General features: G+C 61.0%; 20 protein-coding genes. 7 read left to right on the top strand and 13 right to left on the bottom strand.

Translation table 11 applies throughout. The features are described from left to right. Positions 1-6 precede the first annotated feature (6 nt). The gene (gene cobA, locus TU82_RS00505; RefSeq protein ID WP_057721195.1) at positions 7-750 is read left to right on the top strand and encodes a uroporphyrinogen-III C-methyltransferase; all 744 of its coding nucleotides are present in this window, start codon (positions 7-9) and stop codon (positions 748-750) included. A 60-nt stretch (positions 751-810) separates the two neighbouring features. Here cobA and TU82_RS00500 read toward each other — a convergent pair whose 3' ends face one another. From TU82_RS00500 to ppsA, 8 genes are all read right to left on the bottom strand, one after another. Continuing rightward, the gene (locus tag TU82_RS00500; protein ID WP_057721194.1) at positions 811-1791 is read right to left on the bottom strand and encodes an OmpA family protein; all 981 of its coding nucleotides are present in this window, start codon (positions 1789-1791) and stop codon (positions 811-813) included. A 107-nt stretch (positions 1792-1898) separates the two neighbouring features. Next, positions 1899-2489 carry an RNA polymerase sigma factor SigX gene (gene sigX / locus TU82_RS00495; protein WP_057721193.1) on the bottom strand — a complete coding sequence of 197 codons (591 nt, stop codon included), beginning with the start codon at positions 2487-2489 and terminating at the stop codon, positions 1899-1901. An 87-nt stretch (positions 2490-2576) separates the two neighbouring features. Next, positions 2577-3401, bottom strand: coding sequence for a mechanosensitive ion channel family protein (locus TU82_RS00490; protein WP_034099717.1), 825 nt, complete (start codon positions 3399-3401; stop codon positions 2577-2579). 2 nt (positions 3402-3403) lie between these two features. Next, positions 3404-3649 (bottom strand): hypothetical protein, encoded by a 246-nt coding sequence (locus tag TU82_RS00485; protein WP_057721192.1) that lies wholly within the window; start codon positions 3647-3649, stop codon positions 3404-3406. Between the two features lie 86 nt (positions 3650-3735). Next, on the bottom strand, positions 3736-4731 hold the full coding sequence (locus TU82_RS00480) for a zinc transporter ZntB (protein WP_057721191.1): 996 nt from the start codon (positions 4729-4731) through the stop codon (positions 3736-3738). Positions 4732-4756: 25 nt separating this feature from the next. Continuing rightward, the gene (rraA, locus tag TU82_RS00475; protein ID WP_057721190.1) at positions 4757-5248 is read right to left on the bottom strand and encodes a ribonuclease E activity regulator RraA; all 492 of its coding nucleotides are present in this window, start codon (positions 5246-5248) and stop codon (positions 4757-4759) included. Positions 5249-5478: 230 nt separating this feature from the next. Next, on the bottom strand, positions 5479-6468 hold the full coding sequence (locus tag TU82_RS00470; RefSeq protein ID WP_057721189.1) for an alpha/beta fold hydrolase: 990 nt from the start codon (positions 6466-6468) through the stop codon (positions 5479-5481). 106 nt (positions 6469-6574) lie between these two features. Beyond that, the gene (gene ppsA, locus TU82_RS00465) at positions 6575-8950 is read right to left on the bottom strand and encodes a phosphoenolpyruvate synthase (protein WP_057721188.1); all 2376 of its coding nucleotides are present in this window, start codon (positions 8948-8950) and stop codon (positions 6575-6577) included. Positions 8951-9128: 178 nt separating this feature from the next. Between ppsA and ppsR the strand changes: the two genes are divergently transcribed. After that, positions 9129-9947 carry a posphoenolpyruvate synthetase regulatory kinase/phosphorylase PpsR gene (ppsR, locus tag TU82_RS00460; protein WP_003230310.1) on the top strand — a complete coding sequence of 273 codons (819 nt, stop codon included), beginning with the start codon at positions 9129-9131 and terminating at the stop codon, positions 9945-9947. Positions 9948-10178: 231 nt separating this feature from the next. On the opposite strand, the gene TU82_RS00455 is transcribed toward ppsR, so the two are convergent. Beyond that, a complete protein-coding gene (locus TU82_RS00455; RefSeq protein ID WP_057721883.1) occupies positions 10179-11603 on the bottom strand; it encodes an aminotransferase-like domain-containing protein in 1425 nt (474 codons plus the stop codon). Positions 11604-11763: 160 nt separating this feature from the next. Here TU82_RS00455 and TU82_RS00450 point away from each other — a divergent pair, with 160 nt between their 5' ends. The 5 genes from TU82_RS00450 to TU82_RS00430 are packed head-to-tail and all read left to right on the top strand — an operon-like array spanning position 11764 to position 17248. Then, the gene (locus tag TU82_RS00450; RefSeq protein ID WP_162276161.1) at positions 11764-12657 is read left to right on the top strand and encodes a DMT family transporter; all 894 of its coding nucleotides are present in this window, start codon (positions 11764-11766) and stop codon (positions 12655-12657) included. Positions 12658-12692: 35 nt separating this feature from the next. Continuing rightward, entirely contained in the window at positions 12693-14555 is a 1863-nt protein-coding gene (moeB, locus tag TU82_RS00445) for a molybdopterin-synthase adenylyltransferase MoeB (protein ID WP_057721187.1), read from the top strand. A gap of 14 nt (positions 14556-14569) precedes the next feature. After that, on the top strand, positions 14570-15484 hold the full coding sequence (locus tag TU82_RS00440; RefSeq protein ID WP_057721186.1) for a PLP-dependent cysteine synthase family protein: 915 nt from the start codon (positions 14570-14572) through the stop codon (positions 15482-15484). Positions 15485-15521: 37 nt separating this feature from the next. Next, positions 15522-16514, top strand: coding sequence for a serine O-acetyltransferase (locus TU82_RS00435; protein ID WP_057721185.1), 993 nt, complete (start codon positions 15522-15524; stop codon positions 16512-16514). Between the two features lie 2 nt (positions 16515-16516). Then, a complete protein-coding gene (locus TU82_RS00430) occupies positions 16517-17248 on the top strand; it encodes an alanyl-tRNA editing protein (protein ID WP_057721184.1) in 732 nt (243 codons plus the stop codon). Between the two features lie 120 nt (positions 17249-17368). Here the strand turns inward: TU82_RS00430 and prpD are convergent, their stop codons facing one another. The 4 genes from prpD to prpC form a co-directional block, all read right to left on the bottom strand. After that, a complete protein-coding gene (prpD, locus tag TU82_RS00425) occupies positions 17369-18853 on the bottom strand; it encodes a 2-methylcitrate dehydratase (protein WP_057721183.1) in 1485 nt (494 codons plus the stop codon). A gap of 253 nt (positions 18854-19106) precedes the next feature. Next, positions 19107-20297 carry a 2-methylaconitate cis-trans isomerase PrpF gene (prpF, locus tag TU82_RS00420; protein ID WP_057721182.1) on the bottom strand — a complete coding sequence of 397 codons (1191 nt, stop codon included), beginning with the start codon at positions 20295-20297 and terminating at the stop codon, positions 19107-19109. Between the two features lie 11 nt (positions 20298-20308). Continuing rightward, on the bottom strand, positions 20309-22903 hold the full coding sequence (gene acnD, locus TU82_RS00415) for a Fe/S-dependent 2-methylisocitrate dehydratase AcnD (RefSeq protein ID WP_057721181.1): 2595 nt from the start codon (positions 22901-22903) through the stop codon (positions 20309-20311). Positions 22904-23106: 203 nt separating this feature from the next. Then, a complete protein-coding gene (gene prpC / locus TU82_RS00410) occupies positions 23107-24234 on the bottom strand; it encodes a bifunctional 2-methylcitrate synthase/citrate synthase (RefSeq protein ID WP_057721180.1) in 1128 nt (375 codons plus the stop codon). Positions 24235-24247 lie beyond the last annotated feature (13 nt).

The raw sequence follows: 24247 nt of genomic DNA, 5'->3' as shown, positions 1-24247 counted from the left end.
GAAAAAATGAGCGCAAAAGTGTGGCTGGTAGGCGCCGGGCCCGGTGATCCGGAATTGCTCACCCTCAAGGCGGTAAGGGCCCTGCATGAAGCCGATGTGGTGTTGATTGACGATCTGGTCAACCCGGCTGTCCTGGAACACTGCGCCGACGCGCGTGTGATCACCGTCGGCAAGCGTGGCGGCTGTCGCTCTACGCCGCAGGATTTCATTCACCGCCTGATGCTGCGCTATGCGCGCCAGGGCAAGTGCGTGGTGCGGCTCAAAGGCGGCGATCCGTGCATTTTCGGCCGGGGTGGTGAAGAAGCGACGTGGCTGCGCGAGCGTGAAATCGAGGTGGAGCTGGTCAACGGCATCACCTCGGGGCTCGCCGGAGCGACCAACTGCGATATCCCGTTGACCCTGCGCGGCGTGAGCCGTGGCGTCACCCTGGTCACCGCGCATACCCAGGATGACAGCAGCCTGAACTGGCGCGCCCTGGCCGAAGGCGGGACAACGTTGGTGGTGTACATGGGCGTGGCCAAGCTGGAAGCTATCCGGCAACAGTTGCTGGAGGGCGGCATGGCTGCGGATATGCCGGTGGCGATGATCGAAAATGCATCGTTGCCCGCACAGCGCGAATGCCGTAGCCACCTGGCCGCCATGCATGAAGACGCGCAGGCTTTTGCGCTCAAAAGCCCGGCAATCCTGGTGATTGGCCGTGTCGCCGGTGCGGCGCAGGTGGCGTGCGTTGCGGCGGCGGTCAGCGCCTGAGGCAAATCGCAGGCGAAAAAAAGCCCGGCCTGAGCCGGGCTTTTCTCTACGACTCAGTAATTACTGAGCTTGAGCTTCAACCGACGCTTCTACGCGACGGTTAACAGCACGACCAGCTTCAGTTGCGTTGTCAGCAACTGGGCGGGATTCGCCGTAACCTACAGCAGTTACACGGCTAGGAGCCACGCCGTCTTTAACCAGGACTTGCTTGACAGCGTCAGCACGACGCTGGGACAGCTTCTGGTTGTAAGCGTCTGGACCTACGGAGTCAGTGTGACCAGCAACTTCTACGTTGGTGGACGGGTACTGAGCCATGAAGTCGGCCAGGTTTTTCACGTCGCCGTAGCTGTTAGGCTTAACAACGGCCTTGTCGAAGTCGAACTTAACGTCCAGCTCAACACGAACAACCTGAGCAACCGGAGCTTCTGGCTCTGGAACTGGCTCTGGAGCCGGTGCTGGGGTAGGAGCTGGAGCAGCTGCGCCAGCGTTACCGCCGAAGTTCACACCCAGGCCAACCAGTGCGGAGTAGTCCCACTTGCCGTTGTCCAGACCGTAGTCAGCTTCAACACCAGCACGAGCGTACAGGTTGTTGGTGAAGTAGTACTTCACGCCGGTACCGATGGTAGCGAAAGTGGTCTGGTCGCGACCGCTGTGGCCGTCAGCTTGCACGTTGGTACGGCTCTGGTGGCCGAAACCGCCTTCAACGTATGGACGCAGGCTGTCAACGCCAGCTTGACCGAAGTGGTATTGGGCAACCAGGCTGCCGGTATCACCTTTGATCTTCTGGCTACCAGTGCCGTCGTTCGAACGGGTGTGGTTAGTCTTGTCGTAGGACAGGTTCAAGGACAGGTCGTCGGTCAAGAAGTAACCGATGCGAGCGCCAGGGTTGAAGCCGTCTTCGATGTGCTTGACGCTATCGTTGTACTGCTTCTTGTAGAACAGCTCGCCTTCAACTGCGCCTTGGCCTTGTGCCAGAACGCCGAAAGAAGTAGCGGCAATAAGAGAACCAATGGCCAAGCCCAAGGTGTTTTTCAGTTTCATCCGTTAAATCCCCATCTGGTGATTGTAAAGCAGTCCCACAAACCGGGGGACAACTCGGCGACAAGTCTAACAGAACTTGCCTACACGTAAGAGATATTTGCTACGCACTAAGTTTCAGTCTCGCCCGCAAATTTCTCACGTAATTTATCAAGAGCACGTTTGTAACGCATCTTTGTAGCACTCAAGCCCATATGCATGATGTCAGCGATTTCTTGAAATTCCAATTCTGCGACGAATCGTAGCACCAGAATTTCACGGTCAATCGGGTTCACATGCACCAACCAGCGATCAAGTCCGCCCTTTTCCTCGGGTGTCGGCGCCTTTTCTTCAGACGCTTCCTCAAGGGGGTCCAGACTCAAAGCGTCCATCAAGCGACGCTTTCGCCGTTCCTTACGATACTGCGTGATGCACTCGTTGTACGTGATGCTGTAGAGCCAGGTCTTGAACTTCGATTTGCCCTCGAAGTTCTTCAGGCCGTACAGCACCTTGAGCATCACTTCCTGACAGACATCGTCCGCATCTCTATCGTTCCCCAAATACCTTGAACAAACGTTGAACAGAGTGCGTTGATACCTGCGCATCAATTCTTCGTACGCGCGTGTTACGTGAAACAGCTCCGTGTGCGAACGCGCGACCAACTCCTCATCAGAGAGCTCACGGGGGTCATAGCGCGTGGACAGCGTTTGGGCTTTATTCAAAACAAGTCGTGCCGGCAGTCAGGTCAATGTCCGCTGCAACCCGGTCAGCCGGGTTTGCGGCGGCGTACATTAGCAGGGTTTGCCGGTTTAGCGGCTACTGACCTGCTGCTCCAGGAGAATCCGGTTGGACAGCGACACCAGTTCTCCGTCATCGGTCAGCACGGTCGTCTTGACGGTGCCGATCTCCTCGATTTGCCCTTCGACCTCGCCCACACGCACCTGTTGCCCTACCTGATACAGCTCACGCACATAGATTCCCGCAAGAATCTGACCGGCAATTTCCCGGCTTCCCAAGCCCATGGCCAGTGCAACGGCCAGACCAACGGTAATCAAAACAATCACGATAACGTGGTTGAGCAGGTCAGTCTTGACCTCCAGCTGGCTGATCGCGACCGAAATACTGATGATGATCACCAGTCCCTGGGCAATTCGCCCCAGTCCGGCCGCATAGTCCAGGCCGACGCCTTCGGCGGCTCCGCGCACCAGGCCGTTGGCCAGTTGCGCGAGCAAAACGCCTACCAGCAGCACCAGCGCGCCGCCGAATACTTTCGGCAAATACAGTGCCAGCATGTCGAGCGTAGCTGAAACTCGCTCAAGTCCAAGGGACTGAGCCGCAGAAACCAGAAAAATAAGTAGAACGAACCAATAGACGATCTTGCCGACCAGCGTGGAAATCGGCACCTGCAGCCCGGCACGGCCCAGCAGCTTGGTCAGGCCGGTACCGGCCATCAGGCGATCCAGCCCCAGTTTTGCGAGCAATTTGGACAGCAGGGTGTCGAGCAGCTTGGCCACGACAAAGCCCAGCAATACCAGGACCAGGGCACCAAACAGGTTGGGAATGAAATTCGCCACCTTGGTCCACAATGCGGTCATCGCAGTGACCAGGCTCTGGGTCCAGAGATCAAGTTCCATATTCAATCAGCCTTATCAGCAGTGCGAGCAAGAGGTTTTTTCCGGGATACCGGTGATACATGGGCCGAACCGTTGTTCAGGGCCATCATCAACGCCGGCACCCAACGCCCGAGCAGACCGAACAGATCCCCCGCCCCTACCTGACGGTTGGCGGTTTTCAGTACGCGGCCCAGGCAGGCATCGTCATCACGGTTGGATGGCGAAGCATTGAGCATGTCACGCAAAGACTGTTCGAACGGATCGTGCATAGAGACCTCTCGCAAGTGATTTAAAAGACGAGGGTAAAATTCATCGGGTCACATCGACCCTTTCCTACGTTCAGCTCATATTCAGTTCAAACCCAGCGTAATCGTCGAAAAAGCCACCATTGCCCCAGCGCCACCGAGACCATCAGCAGGCAGGCAATCATGAATCCGTAGGGGCTGCCGGAAAACGGTATTCCCCCCACATTGATGCCCAGCAAGCCGGTCAGGAAACTCATCGGCAAGAAGATGCCGGTGATGATTCCGAAGCGGTACATGGTGCGGTTCATGCGCAGGCTCAAGCGCCGGTCTTCGGCCTCAAGTACAAGCCCCACGCGCTCCCGAGCCAATTCCAACTCTTCCAGGTAGCGGGTCAGGCTGTTGTGCAACTCGTTCCAATAGTCGGCGTCGTCATCGCAGAACCATGCCAGTTTGATCCGCGTCAGCTGCGCAAAAATATCCCGCTGCGGCGCCAGGAAACGCTTGAGCCCGGCCGCTCGCCGACGGATCTGCAGGACGCTGCCATGCTCGGGGGTGTACCGTTCGTCGGCATCGAGTTTTTCTTCCTCGGCATCGACGATTTCAGACAGCCCAGTGACCAGATCCTGCACTTTGTTGGTCAGGTATTGCGCCATATAAAGGATCAGTTCCGACGCGGTCCTGGGGCCCTTGCCCTCGGCCAATTGCACCAGCAGCTCATCGGTGGCGCGTAACGGGCGCAACCGCAGGGAAATCACACGACTGGCCGCTGCGAATATACGTACCGAAACCATGTCTTCCGGTTCCGCGCCGGGATTCAGATTGATCCCGCGTAGAAACAGCAACAGTTCGGCATCGGGCAACGGCAGCAGCCGCGGGCGGGTATTTTCTTCCAGCAGCAGGTCACAGGCGAATTCGCTCAAACCGCTGGATTTGCGCAGCCAGGTCTGGGTTTGCGGATGACTGCGGTCCCAATGCAACCACAGGCTTTCCTGGGGCTGCAGTTGCAGCGCGTCAAGCTCAGTCCGGACAATCGAACGCGCACCGCCTTTACCGTCCAGCACCAGGGCATGCACCAGCCCCCATTGCGCGTTGTCTTCCTCGAACATCCTCATCCCTTTCGGCTACCGCGATTTATTCAGGCATTTTCAGTGGGCTGGGCGAGACGATCACCCCGTTGTTATCGGCGTACACGTACTCGCCCGGGCGGAACGTCACGCCCGCAAAGGTCACCACCACGTTCAGGTCACCCAGGCCACGCTTGTCGGTTTTCATCGGATGGGAGGCCAGGGCCTGCACACCCAGGTCGGTCTGGGCAATGACATCGACATCGCGGATGCAACCGTAGATCACCATGCCTTCCCAGCCATTTTTCGCGGCCTTCTCGGCGATCAGGTCACCGAGCAACGCACGCCGCAGCGAACCGCCCCCATCGACCACCAGCACCTTGCCGGCGCCCGGCTGCTCGGCCTGTGCCTTGACCAGGGAGTTATCCTCGAAGCATTTGACGGTGACAATCTCGCCGCCGAAGGAGTCTCGGCCACCGAAATTGCTGAACATCGGCTCGAGCACCTGTACCAGATCCGGGTAGGCGTCGCACAGGTCGGGGGTCACGTAATGGTCCATCGCGAAACTCCTGTCGTCAAAAAAGGGGTCGAACAGTTCACGGCTACATCAGGAAAAACGTGCTGCAACAGGCATTCTTTAGATGCCGAGCCACTGGCGCCGGCCATGATCAAACCGCAATCAATGCAACGCAATAGCCGTTACGCGACTGAATATGACCAGAAGCGCCTGAGGCGTCATATCTTAGCCGCAACCACTCAAGAGTGAAACGCCCTCGCAGGCGCGCCTGGTCACACCGCCACAGCCACCTCGGGCCGGGTACCGGACACAGGTGTCAGCGGGTCTTTCAGCCAGCGCTCCACCAAGGGCCACACCTGTGCCTGTGCGGCTTTACTGACCAGCATTTGTACATGCCCGAAATCTTCGGTAAAACCCTGTTGCCGCCCCAGGCACAGGTACTGGCGATGCTCGCTGCCGACTTGCTCGAACAGTTTGCGACAGGCCCAGTCCGGATCCTGCCGATCGCCCGCCGCGCTGACCGCCAACAACGGCACGTCGACCTCTGCCAGGCCTTTCCACCAATCGCGCTCGGCATCGCCAAACCGGCCGAACAGGCCATTCCAGCGCAGCGCTTCGATCATCACACCGGCCGGTTCGTCCTCCGGTCCGCGCTTGAATCGTGGGCCGGACACCTGGGCCAGACGTTTGAGGATAAATCGACCGCCCCACTCCACCGGTGGAATTTTCAACGGCCAATGCGTGCGGCTGACCTGGCAGCCAAATAACGCCACTGAGGCCACCGACTGCGCGCCTAAGGTTTGCCCACCCAGCGCCGCAGCCAACGTCGTGGCGCCGAGGGAATGCCCGATCCAATGCGGCACCTGCCCGCTTTGTTCGTGCACAAAGGCGCCAATGGCCGGCAAATCGTAGCGCGCGTAATCGGCCACACGGTTGCGCACGTAGTCGTGGTTGCGCTTGGACAAGCCATGGCCGCGCATTTCGGGAATCCACACATCAAATCCCCGGCGCGCCAGGTGCGCCCCCAGGCCGATGCCCTTGGGCGAATACCAGAAGCGCCGATTGGAAAAACTGCCGTGCAGGAAAATAACCGGCGTGCCCCGGTTTTCCGGGACATCGGCCAGGCCCAAACGGGTAACCGCCAGCTCGACGGTAGCGTCGGGGCTGTTGCCGGGTTTGAGGCGGTACACATCTTCGCTCAGGTCACCGCGACGTTCAGCGCTGATCAGGGCGACGGGAAACAGGTTGCTGCTGCTTTGCATAATGCTCTTGCACAAAAAAGGGCGGCGTCCGGTAGGAGTTCCGCCCTGTACAGATAAGAATGCCGGTCACCCTCGACAGGTGACCGGCACTTTTGACGTAGCGGCTTTACGCGGACGCTTGGCCTTCAGCGAGGAAGAACCAGGTTTCCAGCACGGAATCAGGGTTCAGCGAGACGCTTTCGATGCCCTGCTCCATCAGCCATCTGGCCAGGTCAGGGTGATCGGAAGGGCCCTGGCCGCAGATACCGATGTACTTGCCGGCCTTGTTACAGGCCTGGATGGCGTTGGACAGCAGCTTCTTGACCGCCGGATTTCGCTCGTCGAACAGGTGAGCGATGATCCCGGAGTCACGGTCCAGGCCCAGGGTCAGCTGGGTCAGGTCGTTGGAACCGATGGAGAAACCGTCGAAGAACTCCAGGAACTCTTCGGCCAGGATGGCGTTGGACGGCAGCTCGCACATCATGATCACGCGCAGGCCGTTCTCGCCGCGGGTCAGTCCGTTTTCAGCCAGCAGATCGACCACCTGGCTCGCCTCGCCCAGGGTACGCACGAACGGCACCATGATTTCGACGTTGGTCAGGCCCATCTCGTTGCGCACACGCTTGAGGGCGCGGCATTCGAGTTCGAAGCAGTCACGGAAGGCTTCGCTGATGTAACGCGAGGCGCCACGGAAACCCAGCATCGGGTTTTCTTCTTCCGGTTCGTAAAGCTTGCCGCCGATCAGGTTGGCGTATTCGTTGGACTTGAAGTCCGACAGGCGCACGATAACCTTTTTCGGGTAGAACGCCGCCGCCAGGGTGCTGATGCCTTCCACCAGCTTCTCGACGTAGAAGCCTACCGGGTCGTTGTAGCCGGCGATGCGCTTGTCGACGCTTTCCTTGATGTCCAGCGGCAGGCCGTCGTAGTTCAACAGGGCCTTGGGGTGCACGCCAATCATGCGGTTGATGATGAATTCCAGGCGGGCCAGGCCCACCCCGGCGTTCGGCAGCTGCGCGAAATCAAAGGCGCGATCGGGGTTGCCGACGTTCATCATGATCTTGAACGGCAGGTCCGGCATGGCGTCGATGGAGTTCTGCTTGATGTCGAAGCCCAGCTCGCCTTCGAAGATGAAACCGGTGTCGCCTTCGGCGCAGGACACCGTCACACCCTGGCCGTCTTTCAACAGCTGCGTGGCGTTGCCGCAACCGACGACCGCAGGAATCCCCAGCTCACGGGCGATGATCGCCGCGTGGCAGGTGCGCCCGCCACGGTTGGTGACGATAGCGCTGGCACGCTTCATCACCGGCTCCCAGTCCGGATCGGTCATGTCGGAGACCAGCACGTCACCCGGCTGGACTTTGTCCATCTCGGACACGTCCTTGATGATGCGTACCTTGCCGGCGCCGATGCGCTGACCGATGGCACGGCCTTCCACCAGCACGGTGCCGGTTTCCTTGAGCAGGTAGCGTTCCATGACGTTGGCCGAGGTGCGGCTCTTAACGGTCTCGGGACGAGCCTGCACGATGTACAGCTTGCCGTCGTCACCGTCCTTGGCCCACTCGATGTCCATCGGGCACTGGTAGTGCCTTTCGATGATCATCGCCTGTTTGGCCAGTTCGCTGACTTCAGCGTCGCTCAGGCAGAAACGCGCACGCTCGGCCTTGTCGACGTCAACGGTCTTGACCGAACGACCGGCCTTGGCCTCGTCGCCGTAGATCATCTTGATCGCCTTGCTGCCCAGGTTGCGGCGCAGGATGGCCGGACGGCCGGCTTCAAGGGTGTGCTTGTGGACGTAGAATTCGTCCGGGTTCACCGCACCTTGTACGACGGTTTCGCCCAGGCCGTAGGCGCCGGTGATAAACACCACGTCACGGAAGCCCGACTCGGTGTCGAGGGTGAACATCACGCCGGCGGTGCCGGTTTCCGAACGTACCATGCGCTGCACACCGGCAGACAAGGCCACCAGCTTGTGGTCGAAACCCTGGTGCACGCGGTAGGAAATGGCGCGGTCGTTGAACAGCGAGGCAAATACTTCCTTGGCCGCGCGGATCACGTTTTCCACGCCGCGGATGTTCAGGAAGGTTTCCTGCTGACCGGCGAAAGAGGCGTCCGGCAAGTCTTCGGCGGTGGCCGAGGAGCGCACGGCGACGGCCATGTCCGGGTTACCGGCGGACAAGGTGGCGAAGGCGGTGCGGATTTCTTCGTTGAGCTTCTCCGGGAACTCGGCTTCCATGATCCATTGACGGATCTGGGCGCCGGTTTTGGCCAGGGCATTGACGTCATCGACGTCCAGGGCGTCCAGCGCAGCGTGGATCTGGTCGTTGAGGCCGCTCAGCTCGAGGAAGTCACGGTAAGCCTGGGCCGTGGTGGCGAAACCACCCGGCACCGAGACACCGGCGCCTGCAAGATTACTGATCATCTCGCCGAGGGATGCGTTCTTGCCCCCCACATGCTCTACATCATGGACGCCGAGCTTATCGAGGGAAACTACGTACTCTACCAAGGTGATCTCTCCACTTTCTGTGTTGGAAAAGCTCAGGACGCGGCTTGCTCAGTAGGAGCGAACGCCAGCGCTTGTGGCCTGGACCTGGAAAATAAGTGAGAATGCGGCCCACTGCGGGACGGCAAAATCGCGCCTATCATATCCAAGATTCGCCATCAGCTTAAGGCCCAGGGCTCAAATGAAACGATCTGCTTTCTTTATTTCCGATGGCACCGGCATCACGGCCGAAACACTGGGCCAGAGCCTGCTCGCGCAGTTCGAAAACATTACCTTCGCCAAATTCACGCGGCCTTATATAGACAGCGTGGATAAAGCGCGGGCCATGGTACAACAAATCAATCTGGCGGCAGAAAAAGACGGCTGTCGCCCGATCATTTTCGACACCATCGTCAATCAAGACATTCGTGAGATTCTCGCGACGTCGAATGGTTTCATGATCGACATTTTCTCCACGTTCCTGGCGCCATTGGAACAGGAGCTGAGCGAACATTCCTCTTACTCCGTCGGAAAGTCACACTCCATTGGTCATAATTCCAATTACATGGAGCGTATCGAGGCGGTGAACTTCGCCCTCGACAATGATGACGGCGCCCGCACGCACTACTACGACAAGGCCGACCTGATTCTGGTGGGCGTGTCGCGCTGCGGCAAGACCCCGACCTGTCTGTACATGGCCATGCAATTCGGTATTCGCGCGGCCAACTACCCGCTGACCGAAGACGACATGGAACACCTGACGCTGCCCGCCGCCCTGCGCGCGCATTCGCACAAGCTGTTCGGCCTGACCATCGACCCGGACCGCCTCACCGCGATCCGCAACGAACGCAAGCCCAACAGCCGCTATTCAAGTTACGCCCAGTGTGAGTTCGAAGTGCGCGAAGTGGAAAATCTGTTCCGGCGCGAGAATATTGCGCACATCAATTCCACGCATTTTTCGGTGGAAGAGATTTCGGCGAAGATTCTGGTGGAGAAAGGTGTGGAGCGGCGGTTCAAGTGACCTGCATTGCCCTATCGGTGTGAACGAAACTTCTGCTACGCCGCTGAACCTGTGGGAGGGGGCTTGCCCTCGATGGCGGTGGATCAGTCACCTGATGCACTGACTGACACTCAGCTATCGGGGGCAAGTCCCCTCCCACATTTGATCTTCGCTGCTTTGAGCATTTCGTTCGCTTAACTGACTGGCATTAGGGCAAGCCCCCTCCCACACGACCGAATTGTGTCAGTCCGGCTACAGGTGGAACCTTCCACCCCCCTGCCCCAGCGCCGTCGCCAGCGCATCGAACCCGGCCCGCAGCAACTGATCATCCCCCGACGTGTTGCAAATACTCGCCCGGATAAACTGCGGCACCGCCGTCTGTCCCACGGCAAACGCTTCGGCGGTCGCGATCAGGTAATTGTTCTGCTTGAGTTCCGCCTCGATTTCCGACGCGCGCCAGGGTTCCGGCACCTCGATCCAGAAGTGCGGGCTGTTGAGGTGAGTGCGGTACTGCAGTCCGCTCAACAAGCCTTCGACCAAAGCCTTGCGCCGGCTTATCTCGTTGATCTGCTGGCGCAGCAGGTATTCGGCCGTGCCGTTTTCGATCCATTGGGTCGCCAGTTCCAGGGTCACCGGGGTGGCCATCCAGCAGGTCGAACGCAATGCCGCCGAAATCCGGCTGACCAGCGCTGGCGGCGCATGCACATAGCCCACGCGCAACCCGGCCGATACCGCTTTGCTCAAGCTGCTGATCAGGATCGTACGCTCAGGGGCGAAGTAACTCAGGGGCGGAGGACGATCCTCCACCAGCACTCCATGGGCCTCATCTTCCAGAATCAGCAGATTATGTTCACGACAGACCTTGGCCAACGCTTCACGGCGCGGGACCGACAACACTGCGGTTGTAGGATTCTGGATCGTCGGCGTGCAATACAACGCCGAAACTCGGTGATTTCGACAGACTTCATCCAGCGCCCCCGGCAGCACGCCTTCTTCATCCATTTCCAGCCCGATCAGCCGCACACCCAGCATGCGCGCGGCGGTGATCAATCCTGGGTAGGTCAATTGCTCGGTGACCACCGTGTCGCCGGCGCGCAGCAGCGCCATCATTGCGCAAAGCAAGCCGTGCTGGCCGCCATTGACGCAGATGACCTGCTCGGGAATCGGATGAAAATCGCGCTGCACCAGCCATTGCGCACCGGCCTCGCGGTAGCGCGGCAGACCCGCATCGGGGGTATAGGCGCTGATGTCCTGGAGAAATTTGCCGTTGGTCGACAGGGTCTGGAAGCTCTGGGCGAGGAATACCGTTTCCTGACCCGGAATATGCATGTTGCGGCTCATGTCGAAATACTGGCGTGGCTCCTCGCTGACGTTGCGAAAGCCTTCATCACGCTGGCGCTCCATCCCACGCTTGCGCACGAAGGTGCCGTCACCCACGCGCGCCACCACCAACCCCAACCGCTCCAGCTCACCGTAGGCCCGGCTGATGGTGCCGATGGTCACGCCCAGATTGTCGGAAAGCACCCGATGGGGCGGCAGTTTTCTTCCCGGTTCAATCGTGCCTTCAAGAATGCCCCTTTCCATGACATCGGACAGGCGCTTGTACTTCACGCCCTGACCGTTGGACAACCCCTCACGCATAATTGACACCATGTCAATATTTGTTTTGACAGTCATCATTCGCCCTAATAGTGTGCTTTTGCGGGTTCAATCACCGGATTGAATCACTTATAACAAGTTCAATATAGAGTTCAATTCCGGCTCAGGGAAGCAATAAACGATGCCAATGTCCGCCGTTCTTGAAAACACCGCGAAAACCAAAACCCCGAAACAGTGGCTGGCCGGCTTGGTCACCAGCATCATGTTCCTGATCGTGTGCCTGAGCTGGGGCACCACCTGGCTGGGCATCAAGATTGCCGTGGAAAGCGTGCCGCCGCTGACGTCCGCCGGCCTGCGCTTCCTGATCGCCTTCCCGTTGTTCCTGTGTTTTGCCCTGGTGCGCCGCGAGCCGATTCTGTTCCCACGGGAAAGCCGCTGGTTCTTCGTGTTCGTGACCCTGTCCTACTTCAGCATTCCCTATTACCTGCTCAACTACGGCGAGATGCACGTCTCGTCCGGCCTGACGGCCCTGCTGTTCAGCTGCATGCCGGTGTTCATTCTGATTTTCTCCGCGCTGTTCCTGCGTGAGCGCATCTACCTGTCCCAGGTGATCGGCATCGGCATCGGTTTCGGCAGCCTCTACATGATCATCAAGAGCCAGGGCCTGCACCTGGACCATGCCGAATTCTTCGGCGTACTGGCGATTCTGACCGCCGCGATCATGCATGCCTTGTGCTACGTGATTACCAAGCAAAAGGGCAGCGCCATCAGTGTGATCACCTACAACACCCTGCCCATCGGCATTGCCGGGCTGATGCTGTTCGTGGCCGGCCTGTGGTTTGAAACCCCGACCTTCGACGCCATCACCCTGCGCTCCTGGAGCGCGCTGTTCTACCTTGGGCTGGTGGCTTCGGTGGGCGGTTTCATTGTGTATTTCATGCTGCTCAAGCGCCTGAGTCCGATCATCCTGTCATTCGTGTTCATCATCTTTCCGGTATTCGCGGTGATCATCGGCGCCTGGTACGAAGGCGTGGCGATTTCCCGTGACCTGATGCTGTACTCGGCGATCCTGCTGGCCGGTTTTGCAATCACCAAGTTGCCCATTGAAAAACTGCTGGCCAAGAAAAATTGACCCTTCCCCCTATCACCCAGCAACGCGAGAGAAACATGGACGTCCTCCGCCCAAAAGCCCTGGAACAGATCTACGCCCACGCAAGCCGCAGCTATCCCGAGGAGTGCTGCGGCTTTATCTTCGCCGACGGCAGTGTGTACCTGGGCAGCAATATCCAGAACGAGCTGCACCACAGGAACCCGCAGATGTACCCGCGCAGCGCGGCCAACGGCTACACCTTTTCAGTCGCCGATACGCTGCTGCTGAACAAGGCACTTCGCAGCGACAACCCGGTGGTGGTGATCTACCACTCGCACCCGGATGTCGGTGCCTATTTCAGTGATGAAGACCAGGACAAGGCGCTGTTCCTGGGCGAGCCGATCTACCCCGTCAGCTACCTGGTGGTGGATGTTCGCCGGGGCCGGGCCCTGGGGTCCAAGCTGTTTGCCTGGGATGGCAAGCAGTTCGCCCTTCAACCTTTCAACGACCTGCACACGGAGTTGTCCATGAACGCTGTCTCTTTCCCCGACATTCTGGTTCGCGTGGCCAAGCTGCCGCAATCGACCCTCGAGGGCGCCGGGTCGACATTGCGCGAAGTCATTGAAAACCTCTGCGACAGTCACCCACAGTTGCGCCCGCATCTGTTTCACGAGAAGAACAATCACCTCAAGGAACACTTTCTGTTTACCGCCGAGGAAGAACTGATCGACGCCGACGAGCCGCTGCCCGAACAAGCCCGGATCGAAGTGTTGCTCGCCACCTCCGGCGGCATCGACGTCGACACCTTGAGCAACGAAGAAGTACAACGCTACGTACGCCATATCACCTTGCCCGGTGTCGGCCGTGAAGGTCAGTTGAACCTGAGGAAAGCCAAGGTGCTGATCATCGGCACCGGCGGCCTGGGCTCACCCATCAGCCTGTACCTGGCGGCGGCCGGCATCGGCACCCTGGGGCTGGTGGACTTCGACGTGGTGGAAAGCAGCAACCTGCAACGCCAGATCGTACATGGCACCAGCACCCTGGGCATGCCCAAGGTGGAGTCCGCCAGGCAGCGTTTGCAGGATCTGAACCCCCATATCCAGATCAACACACACAACACCGCGCTCACTGCCGACAACGCCCTGGAACTGGTGGGCGACTACGACCTGGTGATCGACGGCACGGACAATTTCGATACCCGCTACCGGGTCAATGACGCCTGCGTGCAGTTGGGCAAGCCCCTGGTATACGGTGCCATTTACCGCTTCGACGGGCAAATCAGCGTGCTCAATTATAAGGGCGGGCCGTGCTATCGCTGCCTGTTCCCCAAGGCCCCGCCCGCAGAGCTGGCGCCCAATTGCAGCGCCGGCGGGGTCATCGGCGTGTTGCCGGGGGTGGTCGGCATGATCCAGGCGACCGAGGCGATCAAATTGCTCATCGGCATTGGCGACCCGTTGTCCGGGCGCTTGATGCGCTTCGATGCGCTGGCCATGAAGTTCAGCGAGATTCGCTTCAAGCGCCGCCCCGACTGCCCGTGCTGCTCGGACCTGCGCCACAGCGAGACCGCCACGCCGGCGGTGTGCGCGGACGCCGTGCCGAGCCAACCGTCCCTGGCCGAAGAGCGCTATATCGAGCCCCGCGTGCTCAAGCAAGTGATCGACAACCCCCGCAGCGCCGACGTGTTGCTCGACGTACGCGACGCCAGCGAACTGGAAGTGTGCAAATTGCCGGGCGTGGTGCACATCCCCCTGGCCGAGCTGGATGAGCAGCTCGGCAGCCTGAGCCGCGACAACACCCATTACCTGATCTGCTACGCCGGCACCCGCGCCGAGCAGGCCGCCAGCACCTTGCTGGCGGCGGGCTTCGCCAACACCAAAGTCCTGCAGGGCGGCATGAAACATTGGGTGCGCGACGTCGAACCCGACATGCCGCTGTACTGACCGGGGGCCCACTGATGCTGCATAACTCCATTCTCGAGGTGATCGGCCAAACCCCGATCGTGCGTCTGGCGCAGTTTTCCGAAGACCTCGGCATCGAGGTCTACGCCAAGCTGGAATCCCTCAACCCGGGCGGTAGCCACAAGGCGCGCATCGCCCTGGGCATGATCCTCGACGCCGAACGCCGTGGCGTGCTGATGCGCGACTGCGGGCAAACCATTATCGAACCCAGCGGTGGCAACACCGGCATCGGCCTGGTGATGGCCGGCAATGTGCTCGGCTACAAAGTGGTGCTGGTGATTCCGGACAACTACAGCCCGGAAAAACAGAAACTGCTGCGCCTGTATGGCGCCAGGGTGGTGCTCTCGGACAGCCGCCTGGGTAACAACTCCCACGGCGAAAAGTGCATGGAGCTGCTGCTGGAAAACCCCAACTACGTGATGCTCAACCAGCAACGCAACGGCGCCAACCCGCAGACCCACCGCGACACCACCGCGCCGGAAATCCTCCGCGCCTTTGGCGAGCGGCGTGTGGACTACTTCGTCAGCGGCATCGGCACCGGCGGGCATATCACCGGTATCGGCGAAACCCTCAAGGCCGCCTGGCCGGCACTGCGCATCATGGGCGTGGAGCCGGAGGAATGCGACCTGCTCAAGGACCGGCACGCGCCGCACGCCATCCAGGGCCTGTCGATCGGCCTGATCCCAAGCATTCTCAACCTGGACGTACTGGACGGCATGCTCAAGGTATCGCATGCCGCGTGCCTGGAGATGATCAAACGCATCATGCGCACCGACGCCATCAGCCTGGGGCTGTCCTCGGCCGCCAACATGGTCGCCATCGCCCAGCTCGCCCCGGAACTGCCGCCCGAAACGGTGGTGCTGACCATGGTCTACGACAATGCCGACAGCTACCTGCCCAGTTTCGAATAACCGGTTACCCAACCAACCAGAATGCGGGGGTGCCTCCATGGGAGGCTTTATCGACATGCAACAGCTGCACGATGAGTTGCTGACCCACCTCATCCAGACCCTGACGCCCGGGCAGATGAAGCAGCTGGAACCGCACCTGGCGCCGCTGGTCCAGAACGCCGCCCAGGCGGTGGCCGAGGACCTGATCGCCTACGCCTATCGCGACCCGGCGTCGCGCGGACGCGGTGAGCTGATCCTGGAATCCTATGCCTCGTTCAAGGCGGTGTTGTTCTACCGGCTTGCGCACCTGGTGTGGCATTTCCCGGAGCCCGCCCACGGCATGTTTACGCGCATGGCCCTCAAGCTCAGCAACCAGGGCAAGATCCTGTCCGGGGCCGAGATCCACCCGGCTGCGCGCATCGGCCGGCGTTTCGTGCTGGACCATGGCTACGGCACGGTCATTGGTGAAACCTGCGAGATCGGCAACGACTGTTACATCCTCTGTGGCGTGACCCTGGGCGCTCGCGGTATCGCCAACAACCCGGACGGCAAGCGCCATCCACGCCTGGGCAACAATGTCGAGGTCGGCGCCGGAGCGCGGGTGCTGGGCTATGTGCAGATCGGTGACAACGTGTTTATCAGCCCGTCCTGCGTCATTACCCAGGACGTGCCGGCGGGCACCAAGGTCAAGGTGGTCAACCAGATCCAGTTGCAGAAAAACGATGAATCGGAGCACAGCAGCTACCTCGGCGCATTCGCTCTGGATGAGCGCCTGCACGTGGTCGGCGAGGTCGATGCGGGGCACAAGGTCACGGTGCTGGACGCCGACTTTCATCCGCTGCCGGGGCTGATGCTCGAACCCACGGTGAAAGAGCGTCATCACCTGCAATTTCGCCTGCGCCGTCTCGACCTCGGCGAACAACTGCCGCGCCTGCCGCTGAACCTGAAAGTCTGCGGGCCGGCGTTCGAAATCACCCTGCTCTCCCCCCCTGGCTTGAGTGCGATGGTGCGTCACCTGTTGCAAGCCAGCCCACTGATCGTCGGAGGTTGAACATGTCCGTGCATACCATGGAAACCCTGGCGCTGTTCGACAGCGCGCCTTATCAAAACGTCTTCAGCGCCCGGGTGATTGCCGTCAGCGAACACGGCGTCGCGCTGGAGCACACGTTGTTCTACCCCACCGGCGGCGGGCAACCAGGCGACACCGGGCACCTCACCCTGGCCGACGGCACGCGCGTGCAGATCACCGGCACGGTGCGCGATCCGGTGCTGCGCTCGATCATCTGGCATCAAGTGGAACATTGCCCGGCGCAACTGATCGCCGGCGCCCAGGTAGACGCCGGCCTGGACTGGGAGCGCCGCTACCAGCATATGAAGATGCACACCTGCCTGCACTTGCTGTGTTCGATCATCGACGCGCCCGTCACCGGTTGCAGCATCAGCGCGGACAAGGGCCGCCTGGATTTCGACTTGCCGGAAATGACCCTGGACAAGGACAGCATCACGCGCGATCTCAACGCACTGATCGAACAGGCGCACCCGGTCCAAACCCTGTCGATGGCCGCGACCGAGTACACCACCCTGCTGCAGATCACCCGCACCCAGGCCGTTGCGCCGCCGGTCATTCAGGGTTCGGTGCGAGTGATTGAAATCCCGGGCATCGATATCCAGCCGTGCGGCGGTACCCATGTGCTCAATACCGAGGAAATCGGCCGGGTGTTCTGCGAGAAGATCGAAAAGAAGAGCAAGCACAACCGCAGGGTGATTTTGCGGTTTGAAGGCTGAACACGGACAAAAAATGTGGGAGGGGGCTTGCCCCCGATGGTGGTGGGTCAGTCACCTGATGCACTGACTGACACTCAGCTATCGGGGGCAAGCCCCCTCCCACATTGACCGCGTTGTTTTCTAGATCATGAACAGGTCCATGAAACGGTTGACTGGGGTAGCCTCAAGCCGTGCCTGGTCCTTGCACAGGGCAAAAATCTCGGCGCTGCGCTGCGCAGGGAAGCGTGTCGCCAGGTTGTTCCTGAACTTGTCTTCCAGCAAGGGGATGCCCTCCACCCGCCGACGGCGATGACCAATCGGATACTCCACCGCCACCTGCTCGGTGCAGGTGCCGTCGGTGAAGAACACCTGCACCGCATTGGCAATGGAGCGCTTGTCGGCCTCCAGGTATTCGCGGCTGTAGCGCGGGTCTTCAACGATGACCATTTTCCCGCGCAGCGCATCGATGATCGGATGGGCGGCATGGAATGGATCTTCATAGTGTTCGGCCACCAGGTCGCCGAAGGCCAGGGACACGGCGGTCATGTATTGCAGGCAATGGTCACGGTCCGCGGCGTTGGCCAATGGGCCCACCTTGGAAATGATACGAATGGCCGACTCGTGGGTGGTGATCACGATGCGTTCAATTTCATGCAGGCGCTGCTTGACCCGCGGATGCAAGGTGACCGCCGCTTCGCAGGCAGTCTGCGCATGGAATTCAGCGGGGAAGCTGATCTTGAACAGCACGTTTTCCATGACGTAGGTGCCGTAGGGCCGGGACAGCCTGAAGCGGCGCTGATCCTCAGGCTTGAGGGCCAGGTCCTTGTTGGTGTGGCTGAACAACACGTCGTAGAAGCCCCACTGCGGCGCGCTCAGTACACCGGGTATGCCCATCTCGCCGCGCAACGCGATATCCGCCAGACGCACCCCGCGACTCGACGCATCGCCCGCCGCCCAGGACTTGCGCGAACCGGCATTGGGCGCATGGCGGTACGTGCGCAACGCTTGCCCATCGACAAACGCATGGGACAAGGCGGCGAGCAGTTGCTCACGGCTGGCGCCCATCAGCTTGGCGGTGATCGCCGTCGAGGCGACTTTCACCAGCAGCACATGGTCGAGGCCGACGCGGTTAAAAGAATTTTCCAGGGCAATAACGCCCTGGATTTCGTGGGCCATGATCATCGCTTCCAGCACGGCGCGTACGCTCAGCGGTGCGTCGCCATTGGCCACGCGTTTCTGCGACAGATGATCAGCCACCGCGAGGATGCCGCCCAGATTGTCCGAAGGGTGACCCCACTCAGCCGCAAGCCAGGTGTCGTTGTAGTCGAGCCAGCGCACGATGCAGCCGATGTCCCAGGCGGCCTTGACCGGGTCCAGCCGCAACGAAGTGCCCGGCACCCGTGCGCCGAACGGCACCACGGTGCCTTCGACGATCGGCCCCAGGTGTTTGGTGCACTCTGGAAAGCGCAACGCCAGCAGGCCGCAGCCGAGGGTGTCCATCAGGCAGTTGCGCGCGGTGTCCAGGGCGGTTTGGGACTCGATTCGGTAAGTGAGGACATAGTCGGCAATGTCCTGCAGGGCCTGGTCGTAGTCGGGGCGGTTGTTCTGGTCGACGTTGGCGCTCATGGCGGTTCTCCAAAAAGGTTGGGTTATTCCTCAGGCTCACGGTTGATCATCAGGGCAGGTCTGGTTGCCTGCCTTGGAATAGAAATCCACTGTGGGAGGGGGCCCCTCTGTAGGAGCGAGCTTGCTCGCGAAAAACTTACAGGCGCCGCGTTCATTCAAAAAGTCCGCGTATTCGTTGACGTTTTTCGCGAGCAAGCTCGCTCCTACAGTGGCAATTAGGGCAAGCCCCCTCCCCTGGGATTGGTGCCGGGTTTTAGAATGAGTCGCCGGGGACACGCACAAATCCCTCCATCAACACCCGCGCACTGCGGCTCATGATGGCTTTCTTCACCACCCATTCCCCGTTGACTTGCGTCGCCTCGGCACCCACGCGCAAGGTGCCCGACGGATGACCGAAGCGCACGGCATTGCGCTCCACGCCACCTGCCGCCAGGTTGACCAGGGTGCCGGAAATTGCCGCCGCCGTGCCGATCGCCACCGCCGCCGTGCCCATCATGGCGTGGTGCAACTTGCCCATGGACAGGGCCCGCACCAGCAGGTCCACATCGCCGGCCTTGATCGCCTTGCCGCTGGACGCCACATAATCCGCAGGCTTGGCCACGAATGCGAGCTTCGGCGTGTGCTGGCGCTGGGCCGCTTCATCAAGGTGTTTGATCAGGCCCATGCGCAACGCGCCATAGGCACGCACGGTCTCGAACATCGCCAGGGCCTTCGGGTCGCCGTTGATCGCGCCTTGCAGCTCGGTGCCGGTGTAACCCAGGTCCTGGGCATTGATGAAAATCGTCGGAATGCCGACGTTGATCAGGGTGGCCTTGAAGGTGCCGACACCCGGTACTTCCAATTCGTCGATCAGGTTGCCGGTGGGGAACATCGAGCCACCGCCGCCCTCTTCTTCCGCCGCCGGGTCGATGAATTCCAGCTGCACTTCGGCGGCTGGAAAGGTCACGCCGTCGAGTTCGAAATCACCGGTTTCCTGCACCGCGCCGTCGGTGATCGGCACGTGGGCAATGATGGTCTTGCCGATATTGGCCTGCCAGATGCGCACCACGGCCACGCCGTTGTGGGGCACGCGGGCCGGGTCGACCAGACCGGCGCTGATGGCGAACGAACCGACCGCCGCCGACAGGTTGCCGCAGTTGCCGCTCCAGTCGACAAACGGCTTGTCGATGGAGACCTGGCCAAACAGGTAGTCCACGTCGTGCCCGGCGCGGGTGCTCCGGGCCAGGATCACGCTTTTGCTGGTGCTGGAGGTGGCGCCGCCCATGCCGTCGATCTGCTTGTCATAAGGATCGGGGCTGCCGATCACCCGTAACAGCAAGGCGTCACGGGCAGCGCCCGGGACCTGGGCCGCTGGCGGCAGGTCTTCGAGGCTGAAGAAAACACCCTTGCTGGTGCCGCCACGCATATAGGTGGCGGGGATCTTGATTTGCGCTGCGTGTACCATGGTTATCCTCTTCAGGCGGTCGCCGCCGATTCCAGGAAGTCCTGGGCAAAACGTTGCAACACACCGCCCGCCTCGTAGATCGACACTTCTTCAGCGGTATCAAGGCGACAGGTCACCGGCACCTCGACACGCTCGCCATTCCTGCGGTTGATCACCAGGGTCAGTTGCGCACGCGGGGTGCGTTCGCCGACCACGTCATAGGTTTCGCTGCCGTCGATCTCCAGCGTGTGGCGGTCGGTGCCCGGCAGGAACTCCAGGGGCAACACGCCCATGCCGACCAGATTGGTGCGGTGGATACGCTCGAAGCCTTCGGCGGCGATCGCTTCCACCCCGGCCAGGCGTACGCCCTTGGCCGCCCAGTCGCGGGACGAGCCCTGGCCGTAATCGGCGCCGGCGATGATGATCAGCGGCTGCTTGCGTTCCATGTAGGTTTCGATGGCTTCCCACATGCGCGTGACCTTGCCTTCCGGCTCGATACGCGCCAGGGAACCCTGCTTGACCTTGCCGTTTTCCCGCACCATTTCGTTGAACAGTTTCGGGTTGGCGAAGGTGGCACGTTGCGCGGTCAGGTGATCGCCCCGGTGAGTGGCGTAGGAATTGAAGTCAACTTCCGGCAAGCCCATTTTCGCCAGGTACTCGCCGGCGGCGCTGTCCGGCATGATCGCGTTGGACGGCGACAAGTGATCGGTGGTGATGTTGTCCGGCAGCACCGCCAGCGGGCGCATGCCCTTGAGCGGGCGCGCACCGGCCAATGCGCCTTCCCAATACGGCGGACGGCGGATGTAGGTGCTCTGCGGGCGCCAGTCGTACAGCGGCGCGACTTTGGGGCCGGTGTCTTCATGGATCGCGAACATCGGGATATATACGGCGCGGAACTGCTCCGGCTTGACCGAGGCCTTGACCACTGCATCGATCTCTTCGTCACTTGGCCAGATGTCCTGCAGGCGGATGTCCTTGCCGTCGGTATCAAGGCCCAGCACGTCTTTTTCGATATCGAACCGAATGGTGCCGGCAATCGCATAGGCCACCACCAGCGGCGGCGAAGCCAGGAACGCTTGCTTGGCGTACGGATGAATCCGCCCGTCGAAGTTGCGGTTGCCAGAGAGCACGGCGGTGGCGTAGAGGTCGCGGTCGATGATTTCCTGCTGGATCACCGGGTCCAGCGCGCCGGACATGCCGTTGCAGGTGGTGCAGGCAAACGCGACCACGCCAAAGCCGAGTTTCTCCAGCTCATGGCCCAGACCGGCCTCTTCCAGGTACATCGCCACGGTTTTCGAGCCGGGCGCCAGGGACGATTTGACCCACGGCTTGCGCGTCAGACCCAGTTTGTTCGCGTTGCGCGCCAGCAGCCCTGCGGCAATCACGTTGCGTGGGTTGCTGGTGTTGGTGCAGCTGGTAATGGCGGCGATGATCACCGCGCCGTCGGGCATTTGCCCCGGTACGTCGTCCCATTGGCCACTGATGCCTTTGGCCGCCAGGTCGCGGGTGGCGACACGGGCGTGAGGGTTGCTCGGGCCGGCCATGTTGCGCACCACGCTGGACAGGTCGAAGGTCAGGCCGCGCTCGTATTGCGCGCCCTTGAGGTCGTCCGCCCACAGGCCGGTGTGGCGTGCGTATTGTTCCACCAGGGCGACCTGCTCTTCTTCGCGCCCGGTGAGTTTGAGGTAGGCGATGGTCTGCTGGTCGATGTAGAACATCGCTGCGGTGGCGCCGTATTCCGGGGCCATGTTGGAGATGGTGGCGCGGTCGCCCAGGGTCAGCGCCGATGCGCCTTCACCGAAGAACTCCAGCCACGCGCCGACGACTTTCTGTTGGCGCAGGAACTCGGTCAGCGCCAGCACCATGTCGGTGGCGGTGATACCCGGCTGCAGCTTGCCGGTCAGCTCCACGCCGACGCTTTCCGGCAGGCGCATCCACGAAGCACGTCCGAGCATCACGCTCTCGGCCTCCAGGCCGCCGACGCCGATGGCGATCACGCCCAGGGCGTCCACATGGGGGGTGTGGCTGTCGGTACCGACGCAGGTATCCGGAAAGGCTACACCGTCACGCACCTGAATCACCGGCGACATTTTCTCCAGGTTGATCTGGTGCATGATGCCGTTGCCGGGCGGGATCACGTCGACGTTCTTGAAGGCCTTTTTGGTCCACTCGATAAAGTGGAAGCGATCTTCGTTGCGACGGTCCTCGATGGCGCGGTTCTTCTCGAACGCCTCGGGGTCGGCACCACCGGCTTCGACGGCCAGGGAATGGTCGACGATCAACTGGGTGGGCACCACCGGGTTGACCTGCGCCGGATCGCCGCCTTGCAGGGCGATGGCGTCGCGCAGGCCGGCCAGGTCCACCAGCGCGGTCTGGCCAAGGATGTCATGGCAGACCACGCGGGCCGGAAACCAAGGGAAATCGAGGTCACGCCGGCGTTCGGTCAGTTGGCTCAGGGAAGCGTTGAGGGTGGCCGGGTCGCAGCGACGCACCAGATTTTCCGCGAGTACGCGGGAGGTATACGGCAAGGTGGCGTAGGCACCGGGGCTGATCGCCTCGACAGCCGCGCGGGCGTCGAAGAAATCCAGGCGGCTGCCGGGGAGCGGTTTGCGAAATTCAGTGTTCATCGTCAGGACTCGGTCACGGTGATTGCAAAAGGAAGACCTACGCCGGTCGGAAAATTGAAATGCACTTTAAAATGTGGGAGGGGCTTGCCCCCGATGGCGGTGTATCAGTCGATACATGTGTTGCATGACACACTGCTATCGGGGGCAAGCCCCCTCCCACACTTTAATCGCATTCCAATCCCGGGACCCGTGGGCCCTCTCATTCAGCGACGTTCGATTGGCACGAACTTGCGCTGCTCAACGCCGATGTACTCGGCGCTTGGACGGATGATGCGGTTATTGGCGCGCTGCTCGAACACGTGCGCCGCCCAGCCGGTGAGCCGCGAACACACGAAGATCGGCGTGAACAGCTTGGTCGGAATGCCCATGAAGTGGTACGCCGAGGCATGGTAGAAATCGGCGTTGGGGAACAGTTTCTTCTGTTCCCACATGGTCTTGTCGATGGCTTCGGACACCGGGAACAACACTGTATCCCCCACTTCGTCAGCGAGCTGTTTCGCCCAGCCCTTGATCACTTCATTACGCGGGTCGCTGTCTTTGTAGATCGCATGGCCGAAGCCCATGATCTTGTCCTTGCGCGCCAGCATGCCGAGGGTGCCTTCGACGGCTTCTTCGGCCGAACCGAAACGCTCGATCATCTCCATCGCCGCTTCGTTGGCACCGCCGTGCAGCGGGCCGCGCAGGGAACCGATGGCCGCGGTGACGCAGGAATACAGGTCCGACAGGGTCGACGCACAGACCCGGGCGGTAAAGGTCGAGGCGTTGAATTCGTGCTCGGCATAGAGGATCAGCGACACGTTCATCACCTTGACATGCAGCTCGCTCGGCTTCTTGCCATGCAGCAGGTGCAGGAAGTGCCCGCCGATGCTCGGCTCGTCGGTGACGCAGTCGATGCGTTTGCCGTCGTGGCTGAAGCGGTACCAGTAGCACATGATCGCCGGGAAGGCGGCGAGCAGGCGGTCGGTGACGTCACGCTGCACGCTGAAATCCTGTTCCGGCTCGATATTGCCCAGGAACGAGCAACCGGTGCGCATCACGTCCATCGGGTGGGCGTCGGCGGGGATGCGCTCGAGCACTTCCTTCAACGCTTGCGGCAAGTCACGCAGCTTGCCCAGCCTGGCGCTGTAGGCCGCCAGTTCGGTGCGGGTCGGCAGTTCGCCGTACAGCAGCAGGTAGGCAACTTCTTCAAATTGCGCCTCGGCGGCCAGTTCACGCACGTCATAGCCGCGATAGGTCAAGCCGGCACCAGCCTGGCCCACGGTCGACAGTGCGGTCTGCCCGGCCACCTGGCCACGCAGGCCGGCGCCACTCAATACTTTTGCTTCAGCCATGGTTCTTCTCCCA

This window comes from Pseudomonas orientalis, from assembly GCF_001439815.1.
GTDB lineage: Bacteria > Pseudomonadota > Gammaproteobacteria > Pseudomonadales > Pseudomonadaceae > Aquipseudomonas > Aquipseudomonas orientalis.
This window is presented reverse-complemented; position numbering and strand designations above follow the sequence as displayed.

Excerpts from the sequence above, each read along its gene's own strand:
- rraA (WP_057721190.1), bottom strand. The coding sequence starts at position 5,248 with ATGGACCATTACGTGACCCCCGACCTGTGCGACGCCTACCCGGATCTG.
- prpF (WP_057721182.1), bottom strand. The coding sequence starts at position 20,297 with ATGGTACACGCAGCGCAAATCAAGATCCCCGCCACCTATATGCGTGGC.
- TU82_RS00485 (WP_057721192.1), bottom strand. The coding sequence starts at position 3,649 with ATGCACGATCCGTTCGAACAGTCTTTGCGTGACATGCTCAATGCTTCG.
- prpC (WP_057721180.1), bottom strand. The coding sequence starts at position 24,234 with ATGGCTGAAGCAAAAGTATTGAGTGGCGCCGGCCTGCGTGGCCAGGTG.
- ppsR (WP_003230310.1), top strand. The coding sequence starts at position 9,129 with ATGAAACGATCTGCTTTCTTTATTTCCGATGGCACCGGCATCACGGCC.
- TU82_RS00470 (WP_057721189.1), bottom strand. The coding sequence starts at position 6,468 with ATGCAAAGCAGCAGCAACCTGTTTCCCGTCGCCCTGATCAGCGCTGAA.
- prpD (WP_057721183.1), bottom strand. The coding sequence starts at position 18,853 with ATGAGCGCCAACGTCGACCAGAACAACCGCCCCGACTACGACCAGGCC.
- TU82_RS00480 (WP_057721191.1), bottom strand. The coding sequence starts at position 4,731 with ATGTTCGAGGAAGACAACGCGCAATGGGGGCTGGTGCATGCCCTGGTG.
- TU82_RS00440 (WP_057721186.1), top strand. The coding sequence starts at position 14,570 with ATGCTGCATAACTCCATTCTCGAGGTGATCGGCCAAACCCCGATCGTG.
- acnD (WP_057721181.1), bottom strand. The coding sequence starts at position 22,903 with ATGAACACTGAATTTCGCAAACCGCTCCCCGGCAGCCGCCTGGATTTC.
- TU82_RS00435 (WP_057721185.1), top strand. The coding sequence starts at position 15,522 with ATGGGAGGCTTTATCGACATGCAACAGCTGCACGATGAGTTGCTGACC.
- TU82_RS00455 (WP_057721883.1), bottom strand. The coding sequence starts at position 11,603 with ATGACTGTCAAAACAAATATTGACATGGTGTCAATTATGCGTGAGGGG.
- TU82_RS00430 (WP_057721184.1), top strand. The coding sequence starts at position 16,517 with ATGTCCGTGCATACCATGGAAACCCTGGCGCTGTTCGACAGCGCGCCT.
- TU82_RS00490 (WP_034099717.1), bottom strand. The coding sequence starts at position 3,401 with ATGGAACTTGATCTCTGGACCCAGAGCCTGGTCACTGCGATGACCGCA.
- cobA (WP_057721195.1), top strand. The coding sequence starts at position 7 with ATGAGCGCAAAAGTGTGGCTGGTAGGCGCCGGGCCCGGTGATCCGGAA.
- TU82_RS00500 (WP_057721194.1), bottom strand. The coding sequence starts at position 1,791 with ATGAAACTGAAAAACACCTTGGGCTTGGCCATTGGTTCTCTTATTGCC.
- moeB (WP_057721187.1), top strand. The coding sequence starts at position 12,693 with ATGGACGTCCTCCGCCCAAAAGCCCTGGAACAGATCTACGCCCACGCA.